General features: G+C 64.9%; 17 protein-coding genes and 1 other RNA gene. 3 read left to right on the top strand and 15 right to left on the bottom strand.

The genetic code is table 11. The annotated features are described in order from the left end of the window. Positions 1 to 3 precede the first annotated feature (3 nt). The 9 genes from rbfA to VGD10_RS10335 all read right to left on the bottom strand — a co-directional run bounded on the left by rbfA (position 4) and on the right by VGD10_RS10335 (position 8,871). Complete coding sequence (gene rbfA / locus VGD10_RS10375) at positions 4 to 405, bottom strand: 30S ribosome-binding factor RbfA (RefSeq protein WP_331040747.1); 402 nt, start codon at positions 403 to 405, stop codon at positions 4 to 6. A gap of 9 nt (positions 406 to 414) precedes the next feature. Then, on the bottom strand, positions 415 to 2,931 hold the full coding sequence (infB, locus tag VGD10_RS10370) for a translation initiation factor IF-2 (protein ID WP_331040746.1): 2,517 nt from the start codon (positions 2,929 to 2,931) through the stop codon (positions 415 to 417). Further along, complete coding sequence (locus VGD10_RS10365) at positions 2,928 to 3,632, bottom strand: DUF448 domain-containing protein (protein ID WP_331040745.1); 705 nt, start codon at positions 3,630 to 3,632, stop codon at positions 2,928 to 2,930. The genes infB and VGD10_RS10365 overlap by 4 nt, the downstream gene beginning before the upstream one ends. Then, positions 3,613 to 5,241 carry a transcription termination factor NusA gene (gene nusA, locus VGD10_RS10360; protein WP_331040744.1) on the bottom strand — a complete coding sequence of 543 codons (1,629 nt, stop codon included), beginning with the start codon at positions 5,239 to 5,241 and terminating at the stop codon, positions 3,613 to 3,615. Before nusA ends, VGD10_RS10365 begins: the two co-directional genes overlap by 20 nt. Positions 5,242 to 5,244: 3 nt before the next feature. After that, a complete protein-coding gene (rimP, locus tag VGD10_RS10355) occupies positions 5,245 to 5,784 on the bottom strand; it encodes a ribosome maturation protein RimP (RefSeq protein ID WP_331040743.1) in 540 nt (179 codons plus the stop codon). A gap of 123 nt (positions 5,785 to 5,907) precedes the next feature. Further along, the gene (locus tag VGD10_RS10350) at positions 5,908 to 6,753 is read right to left on the bottom strand and encodes a metallophosphoesterase (protein ID WP_331040742.1); all 846 of its coding nucleotides are present in this window, start codon (positions 6,751 to 6,753) and stop codon (positions 5,908 to 5,910) included. Continuing rightward, positions 6,738 to 7,319: a hypothetical protein gene (locus tag VGD10_RS10345; protein ID WP_331040741.1), complete on the bottom strand. Its 582-nt coding sequence runs from the start codon at positions 7,317 to 7,319 to the stop codon at positions 6,738 to 6,740. The genes VGD10_RS10350 and VGD10_RS10345 overlap by 16 nt, the downstream gene beginning before the upstream one ends. Before the next feature lie 8 nt (positions 7,320 to 7,327). Then, positions 7,328 to 7,825: an isoprenylcysteine carboxyl methyltransferase family protein gene (locus VGD10_RS10340; RefSeq protein WP_331040740.1), complete on the bottom strand. Its 498-nt coding sequence runs from the start codon at positions 7,823 to 7,825 to the stop codon at positions 7,328 to 7,330. Beyond that, complete coding sequence (locus VGD10_RS10335) at positions 7,822 to 8,871, bottom strand: type III polyketide synthase (protein WP_331040739.1); 1,050 nt, start codon at positions 8,869 to 8,871, stop codon at positions 7,822 to 7,824. Before VGD10_RS10335 ends, VGD10_RS10340 begins: the two co-directional genes overlap by 4 nt. 87 nt (positions 8,872 to 8,958) lie before the next feature. Here VGD10_RS10335 and VGD10_RS10330 point away from each other — a divergent pair, with 87 nt between their 5' ends. Then, a complete protein-coding gene (locus VGD10_RS10330; RefSeq protein WP_331040738.1) occupies positions 8,959 to 10,143 on the top strand; it encodes a PQQ-dependent sugar dehydrogenase in 1,185 nt (394 codons plus the stop codon). On the opposite strand, the gene VGD10_RS10325 is transcribed toward VGD10_RS10330, so the two are convergent. From VGD10_RS10325 to lnt, 4 genes are all read right to left on the bottom strand, one after another. Further along, a complete protein-coding gene (locus VGD10_RS10325; RefSeq protein WP_331040737.1) occupies positions 10,127 to 10,606 on the bottom strand; it encodes a hypothetical protein in 480 nt (159 codons plus the stop codon). The two genes, VGD10_RS10330 and VGD10_RS10325, sit on opposite strands and share 17 nt — an antisense overlap. Continuing rightward, entirely contained in the window at positions 10,606 to 11,286 is a 681-nt protein-coding gene (gene trmB, locus VGD10_RS10320) for a tRNA (guanine(46)-N(7))-methyltransferase TrmB (protein ID WP_331040736.1), read from the bottom strand. Before trmB ends, VGD10_RS10325 begins: the two co-directional genes overlap by 1 nt. Positions 11,287 to 11,309: 23 nt before the next feature. Then, positions 11,310 to 12,515 carry a methionine adenosyltransferase gene (gene metK, locus VGD10_RS10315; protein ID WP_331040735.1) on the bottom strand — a complete coding sequence of 402 codons (1,206 nt, stop codon included), beginning with the start codon at positions 12,513 to 12,515 and terminating at the stop codon, positions 11,310 to 11,312. A 73-nt stretch (positions 12,516 to 12,588) separates the two neighbouring features. Next, a complete protein-coding gene (lnt, locus tag VGD10_RS10310; protein ID WP_331040734.1) occupies positions 12,589 to 14,157 on the bottom strand; it encodes an apolipoprotein N-acyltransferase in 1,569 nt (522 codons plus the stop codon). Positions 14,158 to 14,277: 120 nt separating this feature from the next. Here lnt and VGD10_RS10305 point away from each other — a divergent pair, with 120 nt between their 5' ends. Together VGD10_RS10305 and VGD10_RS10300 are read left to right on the top strand one after the other, a co-directional pair. Continuing rightward, positions 14,278 to 14,676, top strand: coding sequence for a hypothetical protein (locus VGD10_RS10305; RefSeq protein ID WP_331040733.1), 399 nt, complete (start codon positions 14,278 to 14,280; stop codon positions 14,674 to 14,676). Beyond that, positions 14,673 to 15,095, top strand: coding sequence for a VOC family protein (locus VGD10_RS10300; RefSeq protein WP_331040732.1), 423 nt, complete (start codon positions 14,673 to 14,675; stop codon positions 15,093 to 15,095). Before VGD10_RS10305 ends, VGD10_RS10300 begins: the two co-directional genes overlap by 4 nt. Before the next feature lie 51 nt (positions 15,096 to 15,146). Here the strand turns inward: VGD10_RS10300 and VGD10_RS10295 are convergent, their stop codons facing one another. Beyond that, positions 15,147 to 15,422: a hypothetical protein gene (locus VGD10_RS10295; protein WP_331040731.1), complete on the bottom strand. Its 276-nt coding sequence runs from the start codon at positions 15,420 to 15,422 to the stop codon at positions 15,147 to 15,149. Positions 15,423 to 15,597: 175 nt separating this feature from the next. Beyond that, positions 15,598 to 15,939, bottom strand: a transfer-messenger RNA (tmRNA) gene (gene ssrA, locus VGD10_RS10290). Positions 15,940 to 15,970 lie beyond the last annotated feature (31 nt).

The following is a 15,970-nucleotide window of genomic DNA, read 5'->3' as shown; positions in this document are numbered from 1 at the left end:
TAATCAGTCGTCGTCGCCCTCGCCAAGATCGCGTGCGACCGTCGGCGAGCGGAGCAGGCGGTCGATATGGCTGCCTTCGTCGAAGCTTTCATCCGGCAGGAATTTGAGCCGCGAAGCATATTTGAGGTTCACCCGCCGCGCGACTTCCGACTGCAGATAGGCCGTGTTGGTGCGGAGCGCCTTGATCACTGCCGCCTCGTCCTTGCCCAGCAGCGGCTTCACGAACACGGTCGCATGCCGGAGGTCGGGCGACATGCGGACCTCCGTCACCGACACGGTGTGGCTGGCGAGCACATCGTCATGCACGTCGCCGCGCATCAATATGTCGCTCAGCGCGTGGCGCACCTGCTCGCCGACCCGAAGCAGGCGCACCGACCGGCCTTCCTGTGACTCGTTATGCCGCATGACGTACCCTTAAAGAGTGCGCTCGCGCTCCTCGACCTCGAACACTTCGAGATGGTCGCCCGGCTTGATGTCGTTCGTGTCGGCCAGGAGCACACCGCATTCGAGACCGGCGCGGACCTCCGCAACGTCGTCCTTGAAGCGGCGAAGCGACGAGATCGTGGTCTTGGAGACGATGACGTCCTCGCGGGTAAGGCGCGCATGAAGGCCCTTGCGGAGGATACCCTCCAGCACGAGCAGACCGGCGGCCTTGTCCTTCTTGCCGGCGGGGAAGACTTCCTTCACCTCGGCGCGGCCGACCACATTCTCGATCATCAGCGGGCCAAGCTCGCCTGCCATCGCCGACCGCACCGCATCGGTGAGGTGGTAGATGACGTCGTAATATTGGAACTCGACGCTGTTCCGCTCCGCAACCTCGCGTGCCTTAGCATTGGGACGGACGTTGAAGCCGATGATCGGCGCCCGTGATGCGCTGGCGAGGATCACGTCGCTTTCCGTAATCGCGCCGACGCCCGAATGGAGAATGCGGACGCGGATATCCTCGTTCGAAATGCGGTTGAGCGCGCTGACGATCGCTTCGACCGAACCCTGCACGTCTGCCTTGACGACCAGAGGATATTCGACGGTCGTGCTCGCTTTCGAGGCGAACATATTCTCGAGGCTCACAGGCGCGCTGGTGGTGCGCTTCCGGTCGATGAGGCTCTGACGATAGGCCGCGACCTCGCGGGCACGCGCGTCATTCTCGACGACGGTGAGCGTGTCGCCCGCCGACGGAACGCCGGACAGGCCGAGCACCTCGACAGGAACGGACGGGCCGGCTTCCTTCACCTGACGGCCCTTGTCGTCGATCATCGCGCGCACCTTGCCGGGCACGGCGCCGACCACGAAAATGTCGCCGACGCGGAGCGTGCCGCGCTGGACGAGCACGGTCGCGAGCGGGCCGCGGCCCTTGTCGAGCTTGGCTTCGACCACGGCGCCTTCGGCGGCACGGTTCGGATTGGCCTTGAGCTCCAGGATTTCGGCCTGGAGGTTAATCGCCTCTAGGAGCCCGTCGAGATTGGTCTTCTTCAGCGCCGAAACTTCGACGTCCTGAACGTCGCCGCCCATCGCCTCGACGATGATCTCGTGCTGGAGCAGCTCTTCGCGGACTTTCTGCGGATTGGCGCCGGGCTTGTCGATCTTGTTGATCGCAACGATCATCGGCACGCCGGCTGCCTTGGTATGGTTGATAGCCTCGATCGTCTGCGGCTTCAGGCCGTCGTCGGCCGCGACCACTAGCACCACGATGTCAGTGACGTTGGCGCCGCGGGCGCGCATTTCGGTGAAGGCTTCATGGCCCGGTGTGTCGAGGAAGCTGATCTTCGACTTGTCCGGCAACGACACCTGATAGGCGCCGATATGCTGGGTGATGCCGCCGGCTTCGCCCGAAACCACGTTGGCGCCGCGGATCGCGTCAAGAAGTGACGTCTTGCCGTGATCGACGTGGCCCATGATGGTGACCACCGGCGGACGCGGCTGCAGCGTTTCCGGCGCATCCACGTCGGCCTCGGCCTGGATGTCGACGTCGGCTTCCGACACGCGGTTGATGCGGTGGCCGAACTCTTCGATCAGCAGCTCCGCCGTGTCCTGGTCGATCGTCTCGGTGATCGTGACGGGCGTACCCATCTTGAACAGAGCCTTCACGAGGTCGGCGCCGCGCTCGCCCATACGCTTGGCGAGTTCCTGGACGGTGATCGTCTCGGGCACATCGACGTCCCGATATTGCTTGGCGGACGGGCCTGCCTGCTGATGGGCGCGCTTTTCCTTTTCGCGAGCGCGCTTCAGCGCGGCCAGCGAACGGGCGCGATTGTCGTCATCGCCGCCTGAAAGGGCGCGAGTGACGGTGAGCTTGCCGGCATGGCGGCGGTCGTCGCGGCCGCGGGCCGGACGCGCCGGCTCCGGACGCTTAACCGGCGTGAAGCCGCGCGGCTTCGGACGGCGATCGCCTTCATCATCCTCGGCAGCAGCGGGCGCTGCGGGCTGCGGCTCGGCGGCGGCGCGCGCGGCTTCCTCGGCAGCGCGGCGCGCTTCCTCTTCGGCTTTGACGCGCGCTTCTTCCTCGGCGCGGCGATTTTCCTCGGCGCGGCGGCGTTCTTCCTCGGTCGCCTGCTGCGCCTGCTTGTCCTCGCGGCGGCGGGCTTCCTCAAGCGCTGTCATGCGCGCTTCCTCGGCCTCGCGGAGCAGGCGCTCCTGAAGCTCGCGGCGCGATGCGGCATCGTTCACCGGGCGCGCGGCGGGCTTTGCCGCAGCAGGCTTCGGCGCCGGAGCGGCGGGCGCGGGTGCAGGCGCTTCCGCCTTCGGAGCCTCTTCGACCTTCGACGCTTCCTGAGCGGAGCCCGGGCCGAGGATGCGGCGCTTCTTCACCTCGACCACGACGGTGTTCGACCGACCGTGGCTGAAGCTCTGCTTCACCTTGCCGGTTTCGACCGTGCGCTTCAGGCCCAGGGGCGCGCGCGCTCCAAGCTTCGGCTTATCTGTCGTCTCGCTCATTCTAATCCTTCATTCACATCAACAGCCGATGCACCCGGCAACTCCGCCGAGGCGGCGCTTAGCCCATCATCCAGTCCGATAAAAGCGCGCCAGCGGGACAGCGCGTGGCGCACGCGCGTCGCGGCAGCGCGATCGATTATGGCGATATGTACCACATTCTGCCGCCCCAGCGCCAATGACAATATGGTCCTTTCCGCTGGAAAAACCAACCCTTGCGGATCGCCTTCTCCCACGCGCCACGCCTGATCTAGCTTGCGCCGCCCGTCTTCGCCCGCATCCGACGCCTGGAGGAGCAGATGAACCTCCCCGCGGCGCGCGGCAGTTTCGATCTTTTCGCTGCCCGTGAGAAGCGTTCCGGCACGCGCCTCAAGGCCGAGCCGGTCAAGGACAGAGCGGCGCAGTGCGTCCTCAATCCGCGCGCCGAGGTCGTCGGGCGCGGACACGTTGGTCTTGAACGCCCGCTGCAGGGCCCCCTTCAGCTTGCCTTTGGCCTGGGCCGCCTCAAGCTCGGCGCGGGACACGCCGATCCAGGCGCCGCGGCCCGGCGCCTTGGCGCGCACGTCCGGCAGCACCTGACCGTCCGGCCCCAGCGCCAGGCGGATGAGGTCGTCACGGGCGGAATGCTGGCCGGAGAGGATGCATTTCCTCTCCGGGACGTGCTTCGCTTCGTCGTCTAGCGTGTCATTGGGAGGTTTCCGCAACCGCGTCCTCCCCAGCTTTCGGCTCTTCGTCCTCGAACCAGTGGGCGCGGGCGGCCATGATGATTTCATTGCCCTGCTCGTCGCTGAGGCCATAGTCGGCGAGAATGCCGCCCTTGTCCTCGGACCGGTTGCTTTCGCGCTGGCGGCGCTGTTCGGGCCGCTTCTTCTGCACCAGTTCGTCGGTGGCGAGATCGGCGAGATCGTCGAGCGTCTTGATGCCCGCTTTGCCGAGCGTCACCAGCATGGCTTCGGTGAGGTAGGGCATTTCGGCCAGCTCATCCGACACGCCGAGGCCGCGGCGCTCCTCACGGGCCGCTTCCTCGCGGCGCTCAAGCGCTTCCTGCGCGCGGCTCTGAAGCTCGGCGGCAAGCTCCTCGTCGAAGCCTTCGATCGAAGCGATTTCGTCGGCTTCGACATATGCGACCTCCTCAAGCGCGCCGAAGCCTTCGGCGACGAGCAGCTGCGCCAGCGTCTCGTCCACATCGAGCTCGTTCTGGAACATCTCGGACCGCTCGACGAACTCGCGCTGGCGCTTCTCGCTGGCGTCGGCTTCCGTCATGATGTCGATGGCCGAACCGGTGAGCTGCGAGGCAAGGCGCACATTCTGGCCGCGGCGGCCGATGGCAAGCGAAAGCTGATCGTCGGGAACGACGACTTCGATGCGGCTCTCTTCCTCGTCGATGACGACGCGGGCGACGGTCGCCGGCTGAAGCGCATTGACGACGAAGGTGGCGAGATCCTCAGACCAGGGAATGATGTCGATCTTCTCGCCCTGCATTTCCTGGACCACCGCCTGGACGCGGCTGCCCTTCATGCCGACGCAGGCGCCAACCGGATCGATCGAGCCGTCGTGGCTGATGACGCCGATCTTGGCGCGGCTGCCCGGATCGCGGGCGGCGGCCTTGATCTCGATGATGCCGTCGTAGATTTCGGGCACTTCCTGCGCGAACAGCTTCTTCATGAAGTCGGGGTGCGCGCGGCTGAGGAAAATCTGCGGCCCACGATTTTCGCGGCGGACGTTGAGGATGAGGCTGCGGACGCGGTCGCCGACGCGAAGCACTTCGCGCGGGATCTGCTGGTCGCGGCGGATGACGCCCTCGGCGCGGCCGAGATCGACGACGACGTGGCCGAATTCGACGCGCTTCACGACGCCGGTGATGATCTCGCCAGCGCGGTCCTTGAACTCTTCATATTGCCGCTCACGCTCAGCGTCGCGGACCTTCTGGAAGATGACCTGCTTGGCGGCTTGCGCGGCAATGCGACCGAACTCGATCGGCGGCAGCGGATCGACAATGAAGTCGCCGAGTGCAGCGCCCGGCTGAAGCTTCTCGGCGTCCTTCTGGCTCACCTGCTTGAAATGGTCGTCCACCTGCTCGACCACCTCGACGACGCGCCACAGGCGGAGGTCGCCCGTGTTCGGGTCGAGCTTGGCGCGGATGTCGTTCTCGGCGCCGTAGCGGGCGCGGGCCGCGCGCTGGATCGCATCCTCCATCGCCTCGATGACGATGCCCTTGTCGATCAGCTTCTCGCGCGCGACGGCGTCGGCGATGGCGATCAGTTCGGCCTTGTTGGCGGAAACAGCGCCCGGAGCAGCGGCAGTGGTGGCCATGTCTTAGTCCTGTCCTTCTTCTTCGATTTCTTCAACTTCGTCGGCGCCTTCCGCGGAAAGCGGAGCGGTCGCCTGGATGAGCCGGTCGGTCATGACGAGCTTCGCCGAATGCAGCATGGAAAAGGGAAGGCGGGTCTCGCCGAGCCCCTGCACGTCCATCACCATATTCTCGCCTTCGGCACCAATCAGGTCGCCGGTGAATTGCTTGCGGCCTTCGAGCTTCTCGGTGAGGGTGATCTTCGCCTCATGCCCCTTCCAGTCCTCGAAATCCTGGAGGCGCGTCAGCGGCCGGTCGATGCCGGGCGAGCTGACCTCGAGCCGGTAGGCATTCTCGATCGGATCAAGCTCGTCGAGACGCTCCGAAAGCCGACGCGACAGCCGCGCGCAATCCTCTAGGGTCAGCTGCCGCGTATCGGGCCGCTCGGCCATCACCTGGAGCGTCGGATCGGACGTCCCGCCCATCATCTTGACGCGGACGAGCGCGAGCCCCTCGGCCTTCGCCTCGGTCTCGATCATCTTCGTCAGTTCGGCGAAATCCGCCATGCGCGCTCCAACAGGTAAAGCCTTCCCGTGCCGGCCCCTCCCGGGACCAGCCTCAACACGTTACCGATGTCGAGAAAGGTGAGCGCTATATAGACCTTGGCTGCCGCGGGAGCAAGCGAGAAGCTATTCGGGTCGTAAAGTTATGAGCCAGATGTCTGGCGGCGCCAGCAGGCGCAGCGGAAGGACACTCGTTCCTACTCCGCCGCTGACGACGAGGACCTTGTCACCTTCCTTGATGATGCCGCAGGCAAAGCGGCGGCCATAATTCGACGCTGTCCTTACTATTCCGAAGAAGGGCAGGGCTATTTGCCCGCAGTGCGTGTGTCCGCTCAGCGTAAGCTTCACATCCTCCGGAACCCGCGGAAAAATATCGGGGCTGTGACTGAGGAGCAGCTTAGCGCCCCCGACTTCCGCCATTGCGATGGACGTGGCGGTAATATCATCGTGCCCTGTATGAATATCATCGACGCCTCCGACAGCCAGCGGCCCGCGCCGAACGGCTCCATTCTCAAGAACCGTTATTCCGTTTCGCTGTAGAGCCTCCCGCACAGTTTTTGCGTCCAGCCAATGGTCGTGATTGCCCAGCACCGCCAAGGTGCCGAGCGGAGCCCGAAGCGCACCAAGAGGAGCAACGGAGTCTTCGATCGAATTGCGCCTAGCCGGAAATTCTTTGTCGCTGATGAAGTCTCCCGCGAGCAGCACCAGGTCCGGCTTCAGTGAGTTTGCTTTCTCGACGAGTTGCGACACACGGGCAGGACTCATGTCGGAGGTGCCAGCGTGAATGTCCGAAATCAGGATGATCCGGATAGGCGCTTTGCGAGAGGATAGGCCTTCAAGCGTGAGGCCTAATCTTCGTACCCTGGGCTCCGCCTGCGCGAGCAAGCCCATGTAGAGCAGCAGGGAAAAGCCGGCAGCGAGGAGTGCCAGCCCAACACGCCGCACCATCCTGAAGATCAGCGGGTTCCCCAAGCCGGCGGGGGTGCTGTTACCGGCTGGGTGAGATCGAAATCGACGCGGAAGAAGCGACCGGGGCGGCGGAGTTCGTAGGCGAACGTACGGGCCTGATCGACCTCCATAGCCCACACATTGGTAGTGGAGACGGCGGCGTTCTGCCGGTTGAACAGATCCTTCGAGAACTGGTCGACAGGGAATTCCTGCCGCTGCGCCGTGCCCGCTGTCACCGTCTCGCCGCCATATTGGGTGAGCACGTCCTCGCTTCCGTCCTCGTGCCGATGATCGTGCTTCAGCCTCAGGCCGGAGCCGGTTCGGGTCACCACCCAGGTGCGGGAGCGGTCCTCGCCGACCTGAAAGGGCATACGGATCTCATTCTCGGAGCAGTTTCGCACATGCATGATCAGCCGCTTGCCCGCGAAATTTGCATCCGCGGGGACGGCCGGGCTGACGATGTGCCCCTCATAGGCTTTGCCGCACAGCGCGGAGAGGCGGGCGAAGAATTGGTCCTGCGGCGAAGTCGCTGAGGGTGCCGAGGCACAGGAAGTGAGCGCCAGAAAGGCCGCACAAAGAATATTTCTCATGCCTCAGGCTAGGACGAAGCTTGGGCGGACGCCAGCGCCCTCTCTTCCGCCCGGATACGCACGGCCAATACCGCTGCATTAAGCAGCGAAAAGACGAGTGCCGCCTCCCACAGGCCGAAGGCGAGGGGAAGGAGGGCAATCTCTCCGACGACGATCCAGTAATTGGGATGGCGGACGAAACGGAACGGACCGCTTCGCACCAGCTTTTCGCCTGGAACGACAATGATGCGCGTCGTCCAGCGGCGGCCGAGCGTCGCCAGCACCCAGAGGCGACCCGCTTGCAGGAGAAGGAAGAGGCCGATCAGCGGCCAGTCCACAGGGCGGCCCGGAGCCAGCCACCATAAGGTGCCTAGCCAGAGCGTATGGACGGCGACGATCAGCGGATAGTGGTCCGGCGACGCTTCGTAGGCGCCCTGCGCGAGCAGCGCCTTCGTGTTGCGCCGAGCGATCACGAGCTCGCTCAATCTTTGCAGCGTCACGAGCGCGAGGATGATGGCGGCACTCATGCCCGCAGCAGCGACAATCCGCTGGCGGTGAAGCCGGGGCCGAGGGCCAGCAGCATCGACCGGTCCGGAAGCCCCTCCCGGATCAGCCGATCGAGCACGAACAGCACTGTGGGCGCGGACATATTGCCATAGTGACGAAGCACCTCCCGCTCATGATCAAGCGAACCGGACGCGAGACCGAGGCTTTCCTCCAGCGCCGTCACCACCTTGGCGCCGCCTGGGTGGCAGACGAAGCGGTCAATATCCTCCCGCTCGATGCCGATATTGCCGCCGATCCGCTCGACCGCTTCGGCCATATTCTTGCCGACGAACGGCGGAATGGCGCGGTCAAAGATGACGCCGAGGCCCGGATCTTCGACGTCCCAACCCATGATGCCGAGCGTGTCCGGCCACAGCATCTCGCCGCCGCCCTCAATCATGCCGATGCCGCCTTCGCCGCCGCGCACGACGCAAGCCGCCGCGCCGTCACCGAACAGGGCCGTGGCGACGATGTTTGCCTTGGTGAGCTTGTCGAGCCGGATGGAGGTCGAGCAAAGCTCCACCGTTACGAACAGGATCGTCTTGCCGGCGGCGGCGAGCCGCGCTGCGATGGCGAGCCCGCTCACGCCTCCGGCACAGCCGAGGCCGAAGACCGGCACGCGTTCGGCATCGCTCTGAAAGCCCATCCGTCCCGCCGCCCGCGCTTCGAGGCTGGGCGTGGCGATGCCGGTCGTGGAGACGGTGACCAGCCCGTCCACTTCGTCCGCTGCTATGCCGGCAGCCGCCAGCGCCTTTTCCGCCGCCTCGACGTAGAGCCCTTCGGCGGCGGCGAGATAGACGTCGTTCCGCGCTTTCCAGCGATGATCGCCTTCATACCATTCGAGCGGCATGACGAGGTGCCGGGTCTCGATACCCGCATTGTCGAAAACGGGCGCGAGCCGGTCGAAATGGCCGGCGCGGCGGCCGAACAGCCGCGCTGCAATCTCCTTCGCCTCCTTCTGGTGCAGGAGGTGCGGGGGCACGGCCGTGGCGAGGGATAGGAGCGAGACTGGCGGCAACGGGGGCAAGCGGACTTCCTGTAAGGCGGGAGATGTTGACGCAACTCCGCCCTTCCTGAAAAGGTTCTCCCATTATCCGTCAATCGGGAGCCGATCATGCGCGCTTTGAGCCTCGTTCTTCTGCCTGCCATCGCCCTTGCCGCCTGCGGCCAGCCGTCGGAGCCGGTCGAAGCGGCCAATGGCGCAGCGCCGCCCGCTGCTATGGTCGAAGACGGAAGGCCTTTCGCTGTCGCGGAGGTCGGCCAGTTTGATGAGCCGTGGGCGATGACCTTCCTTCCGAACGGCATCCTCCTCATCACGGAGAAGAAGGGTAATATCCGCTTCATCGATTTCATGGGCGGCGGACAGCAGCAGCGGCTGGGAAGTATTTCGGGCGTTCCGCAGGTGGATCATGGCGGCCAGGGCGGTCTGGGCGACATCGTCCCGCATCCGGACTTCCGCAACAACAGCCTCATCTATTTAAGCTATGCGGAGGCGGGGCCGAACGACACGCGCGGCGCGGTGGTAGCCCGTGCGCGGCTGGTGCTCGACCAAGCCGATGAAGGCCGGCTCGAGAATCTTCAGGTGATCTGGCGGCAGGATCCGAAGGTCACGGGCCGCGGCCATTATGCGCACAAACTCGCCTTCTCGCCCGACGGCCGCTACCTCTTCATCTCCAGCGGCGACCGGCAAAAGTTCGATCCGGCGCAGGATATGAACGCCAATCTGGGCAAAATCCTGCGCGTCACGGACGCCGGCGGCATTCCGAGCGACAATCCGTGGTACGATCAGGGCGGCGCCGTGCGTGGCGCGATCTGGTCGCTCGGCCACCGCAATCCGCTTGGCCTAGCCTTTGCCCCCGATGGGCGTTTGTGGAGCCACGAAATGGGCCCTGCTGGCGGCGACGAAATGAACCTCATCGAACGCGGGTCCAACTATGGCTATCCGATCGTGTCGAACGGCGACCATTATGATGGCCGCCCGATCCCCGACCACGATACGCAGCCGCAATTCAACGCGCCGGAAATCACCTGGACGCCCGTCATCTCCCCTTCGAGCATGATCTTCTACACGGGCTCGCTCTTCCCGGAATGGCGGGGCAACGCGCTGATCGGCGCCCTGTCCGGCGAAGCGCTGGTGCGGGTCGCGATCAGCGGCAACAGCGCTCGCGAAGTCGCACGCTACCCGATGGGGCAGCGCATCCGCGAAGTCGAGCAGGGGCCCGACGGCGCAGTCTACGTGCTGGAGGACGAGCGCGGCGGCTCGGGCGGAAAACTGCTGAGGCTTACGCCCGCCCGCTGACCTTCGTCTTAGGGCAGTTCGCGGCCCGTTCGCCCGCCCTGCGGGACGAAAGGCGGGCCTCCTCAAGCACGATCGGCAGATAGCGCTCGGAAGTCAGGTAGTCTGAACAAAGGTTCTGAATCCGATAAATACCGCCATCACCGCCCGCGAGGATCAGCACCTTCCGCTCACCCCGGTTCAACAGCAGATCGCACGATGCGCTGCTCGCAAATGAGCTTCGTTCAATTATGAAGGTTTGCGGCGCTTCCCCGAACAAGGTCCGGTGGACGCGTATCTGCTCGCCCAGGCCTCCAGGGCGATACTCGCTGAGCACCTCTGCCTCGACGATCGCCACAACACCGCGCACGGCGTAGCGCGCCTCATCCCGCGATTCTTCCGGCGTGCCGGGCGGCACACAGGAACATGCGAGTGCGGCACCTTCGATACCGACGAGCAAAGCAATAAAGATAATGAGTTTACGCATCAGGACCTCCGGTATCGAAAGTACCATACTTCATGGCCTTTGCGGCGGGCTTTCGCTTCGTAGCGGGTTTCGGGCCAGCCGCCGGGGCGGGTGAGGAAGTCCTTGGCGCTCTCCGCCAGCCATTCGAAGTCGCGGCGCTGGTTCATGATCATCATTGCCCAGCGGCAATAGGTCGGGTCGTCCGTGCCGAGCCGGAATTCGCCGCCGGGCTGGAGCTTCGCCGCGATGATGTCGAGCGGACCGTGATTGACCATGCGGCGCTTGGCATGGCGGGCCTTCGGCCATGGATCGGGGTGGAGGAGGTAGACGAAGCGGAGGCTCGCATCCGGCAGCCGTTCCAGCACTTCCAGCGCATCGCCCATGTGGAGGCGGATGTTGGCCAGGCGCTTGTCGCGGACATGGACGAGCGCGCCCACGACCCCGTTCAGGAACGGCTCCGCGCCGATGAAGCCATGATCGGGGAGTAGGTCGGCGCGATAGGCGAGATGCTCGCCGGAGCCGAAGCCGATCTCGAAATGGAGCGGACGATCGTCGCCGAACAGACTTTGGGCGGTGAGCGGCCCTTCCTCCGGCACGCTGAGCGCCGGAAGCAGCTCTTCGACCAAAGCCGCTTGGCCCTCGCGGAGCTTATGGCCGGAGCGGCGGCCGTAGAGGCGGCGGATCGTTGTCGGGTCGGACATGATCCGCCGCCTTTACACGTGCGTTAGAGCGCCGCCTTCAGCTTTTCGACGAGATCGGTTTTCTCCCACGGGAAGAAGTCGCCGTCCGCCTTGCGGCCGAAGTGGCCGTAAGCCGCGGTGCGCTGGTAGATGGGCTTGTTGAGCCCCAGATGCGTCCGGATACCGCGTGGGGTGAGGCCGCCAAGCTCCTGGATCGACATGATCGCCTTTTCAATCTCGGCATCGCCGACGGTGCCGGTGCCGTGCGTGTCGACATAGAGCGAAAGCGGCTCCGAAACGCCGATCGCATAGGCAAGCTGGATCGTGCAGCGGCGGGCGAGGCCAGCGGCGACGATGTTCTTAGCGAGATGGCGGCTGATATAGGCGGCCGAGCGGTCGACCTTGGTCGGGTCCTTGCCGGAGAAGGCGCCGCCGCCATGCGGAGATGCGCCGCCATAGGTGTCGACAATGATCTTACGGCCGGTAAGGCCGGCGTCGCCGTCCGGACCGCCAATCTCGAAGCTGCCGGTCGGGTTGATGTGGTAGACAGTTCCGTTCGACAGCAGGTCGGCCGGGATCACGTCCGAAACGACCTGCTTCACATAATTGTGAAGCTCGGCCTCCTTGTCGCCCTGGTCGTAGCCCGCAGCATGCTGGGTGGAGACGACGATAGCGGTCGCGGCGACCGGCTTTCCGTTCTCGAACTTCAGCGTCACCTGGCTCTTGGCGTCGGGCTCGAGGAAAGCGGCAGCGCCGGAATGGCGGTCGGCGGCCATGCGCTCGAGGATCTTATGGCTGTAATAAAGCGTCGCGGGCATCAGGTCCGGCGTTTCGTCACAGGCGAAGCCGAACATGATGCCCTGATCGCCCGCGCCTTCATCCTTGTTGCCCGTCGCGTCCACGCCCTGCGCGATATGCGCGGACTGGCCGTGAAGGTTGTTGATGAAGTTGAGGCTTTCCCAGTGGAAGCCGTCCTGCTCGTAGCCGATCCGCTTCACCGTCTCGCGGACGGTGCGCTCGATCTCTTCCTTCGCGCCCGGCGCCCATTCGTCATTTTCATAGACGCCCTTGCAGCGGATTTCGCCGGCGAGGACGACGAGTTGGGTGGTGGTCAGCGTCTCGCAGGCGATGCGCGCCTCCGGATCCTTTGACAGGAACAGGTCGACGATCGCGTCCGAAATCTGGTCGGCGACCTTGTCGGGATGGCCTTCAGACACCGACTCGGACGTGAAGAGATAATTGCTGCGCATCTTCGGAAATCAGCCTTTTGCAGGAGCTAGAAACAAGGGAATGCGGATATAAAGATATCCTTATATGCGCCCCTTAGCGTGCTCTGCGGTGCACTGCAATCGCGATGCCGACAAGGATCAACGAGAGTAGAAACGGCACGATGTTACCGAAACGCGCGAAGAAGGTCGGTGCCTTGGCCGGCGGCAGCAGCGCGTCGATCTTCCCCATCTGCCGCCAGGGAATGGACTGAAGCAAGGTGCCGTCCGCGTCGACCACGGCGGAAATGCCGGTCGGCGTCGAGCGGACCACGGGCAATCCTTCCTCAATCGCGCGGAGCCGCGCCTGCGCCAGATGCTGCGGCGGGCCCCAGCGGCCGAACCAGGCGTCGTTAGAAGGATTGAAGATGAAGTTTGGTCGGTTCTTCCGGTCGACGACATGGCCGGAGAAGATGATTTCGTAGCAAATCTGGAGACCCACCTTGCCGACGCCGGGGAGGGTGAGGCTGCGCGGCCCCGGCCCCTCGTCGAAATCGACATCGCCGGGGGACAGGCGCGACAGCCCAATCGCGGAAAGGATCGGCCGCGCGGGGAGATATTCGCCGTAGGGAACAAGATGGGCTTTGTCGTAGCGGCCGAAGATGCGTCCTGACGTGTCCATGGCGAACACGCTGTTGGTGCCGCTGGTGACGTAGCGACCGTCGGACGACTGGAAGGTCACGCCGCCGGTGAGCAAAGTGTCGCCCGGTCGTAGCACGCTTGCCAAGCGCTGCTGCACGCCCGCCGCCCGGAGCGGATAGAGGGGAAGCAGGCGGCGCTCGTCTTGCAGCGGCTCGGTGATTGCCGCTTCCGGCCAAAGGAGGAGACGCGGGCCCGGCTTGTCGGTCGCCGACAGCTGGCGGAGCCGCGCGAAATTCACGTCCTCGAAGCCGTCGGTCCATTTAAGCTCCTGCCCGACGTTCGGCTGGACGATTGTCAGCGGGGCGCCGGCAGGCCCGGAACTCGGCCGGTCGAAACCGAAGCGGACGAGCGCTAGGCCGACCACGACCGCGAGCAGGATGAAGCCGGTCTTGCGGTAGCGCTCGTAGATAAGCACGAGGGCACCCGCCATCAGCACGGTGATGCCGGAGAGGCCATAGGTGCCGATGATGCTTGCAAGCCGCGCCGCCGCCGTCGGGAGCAGCGACACGCCGACCGGGTTCCAGGCAAAGCCGGTAAACATGGTGGCGCGGAGCCATTCGGTGACGATCCAGGCGGCTGCGAACAGGAAAACGAAGGCCAGCCGGTCGGTCTTCCCGTACCGCCAGGCGAGCCCCGCCGCCATCGCCGGATAGACGGCCAGGTAGAGCGAGAGCAGCACCACCGACACCCAGCCGAGCCAAGCGGGCATTGCCGACTGATAGGTGAAGGCGGTCGCGATCCAGTTCAGCCCCAGCACAAACTGGCCGACGCCGAACCACCAGCCGAGCGCAAGCGCCCGCCGCTTCCGCCAGGCGTGCTGGAGCAGCCACATCAACCAGCCGAAGCCGGCGAGCGTCAGCGGCCAGAGATTGAGAGGCTCGAAGCCCAGCGCCGAAAGGAGGCCGGCAAGGAAGGCGAAAAGAAAAGGCTTCAGCCGGGGCAGCGTCCAGGGCTGCGGGATTTCATGAGCGGGGGCAGCAGGCATATTTCTCCGCTAGCCGATCTGCCGGGGCCTTGGAAAGCGTTGCCCGGAGGAGGCGCCAGTCCTACAGGTCGACGGAAGGAGCGGCGCGGCGCTGCCCGGCATGATGGATCAGGAAAGCGCATGAAGTCAGCAACCGACGTGATGCAGGAGATCGTCTTCGCCGCGGTGATCGACGCCGTTGCCGCGCTGAAGACCGCGTCCAAGGGGCTGCCGAACACCCTGCTCCGCGACATCAACGCCATACATGCCAATGCCACGTTCCGCGATCTTCCGCCGGAGCTGCAGGCGGCGATCTCCGAGAGCGTTCGCGCCGCCTTCACCCGCCTCCTGAAGGAAGGCTATGCGATCGGGCCGAAGCAGGCCGCGCCGCAGCGGACCGCATCCGCCCCCCATGGACCAACAGGCCACGACCGCCGGTCGCGGCGGCCGCCGCCCAAGGGAGACCGGCCGCGCCCAGGCGGGCCGCCGCGCGGCGGCGGACCGGGCCGCGGTCCCAAGCCGGGCGGGAAGGGGAAATGACACTTCCGCCCTTCCATCTCGCTTTTCCAGTGCACGATCTGGACGCGGCCCGCAGCTTCTACGGCGGCTTGCTCGGCTGTCCAGAGGGGCGGAGTTCGGACGAGTGGATCGATTACGACTTCTTCGGGCACCAGATCGTCGCCCATCTGTCGCGGGGTATGGCGCCGCGGCGGCACAGCAATGAAGTGGACGGCCATGACGTACCGGTGCCGCATTTCGGCGCTGTGCTGCCGATGGAGGAGTGGCGCGCGCTTGCGGAAAAGCTGAAGGGTGCGGGGGTCGAGTTCGTGATGGAGCCGACGATCCGGTTCGAGGGCCTGCCGGGGGAGCAGGCGACCATGTTCTTCTTCGATCCGTCCGGCAACGCCCTGGAGATCAAGGCTATGCGCGATCCGGCGAAGCTGTTCGCAAAGAACTGACGCAAAGGGCCGCCGGATCGCTCCGGCGGCCCCGCCCGATAATCGGGTTTTTTACTGCGCGTTTTCTTCTGCGGCTTCGGCCTGGTTCTCGCCAGCCTCACGCGTCGCTTCGGCCTGGTTCTCAAGCGCCGCGGCCTGATTTTCGAGGCTGTTGGCGGCGTCGCCAGTCACGTTGTCGGCCTGCTGCGACAGGTTGTCAGCCTGGTTCTCCAGCATTTCGGCCTCGTTGTCGGCAGCGGCCTGGATGTTGTCGTCGGCCTCGTTGCCGCCGCACGCCGCAAGCGCGGCAAAGCTCGCAACGGCAAGAATTTTGGCGAAAGTGTTCATTCCCAACTCCCCTGATGTGGACGGGGAATAAAGCGTGAAAGCCGTTTCGGTTCCGCAACCTTGCGCTAAGTGGTGGTGAGGGCGAAAGGAAGGTGGGGAGCTTCTGTTGCCCGGCGCTCGGCGTCTTTGGCAGAAGGTCCGGGAGGTTCTGTTGCCCGGCCCTCCCGGCGGCCGCTGAACTCCCCTTCTGTTGCCCGGTGGGGTTCGAACCGCGCTTTAGCTTTGTAACTTCACCCGTGAGGGATCAGTTACGCGGCAATCGCGAGTGCTTCGTTATCGTTGGCACTTGTGTACGGGCCGTCACGGTGGTCCCATTCCGAGCGAAAAACAGCGCCTTTCAACACACGTCGATCCTAGTTCGGCCCCATCAGAAGCGGCGGAAAACCGCCTTTTTTGGTGGAGCCGCCGGGTACCGCCCCCGGGTCCGCTGCGTCTATTACACGCCGCAGTTTATCGCCATAGCCGGCTCAAAGCCGGCACCTCCCTATATAGGGAATCGACGAAGGATGTGAAGTGACCGGCCGGGCCGGCGCCGCGTCAGGACGGAT

This window comes from Allosphingosinicella sp. (assembly GCF_036402135.1).
Lineage (GTDB): Bacteria > Pseudomonadota > Alphaproteobacteria > Sphingomonadales > Sphingomonadaceae > Allosphingosinicella.
This window is presented reverse-complemented; position numbering and strand designations above follow the sequence as displayed.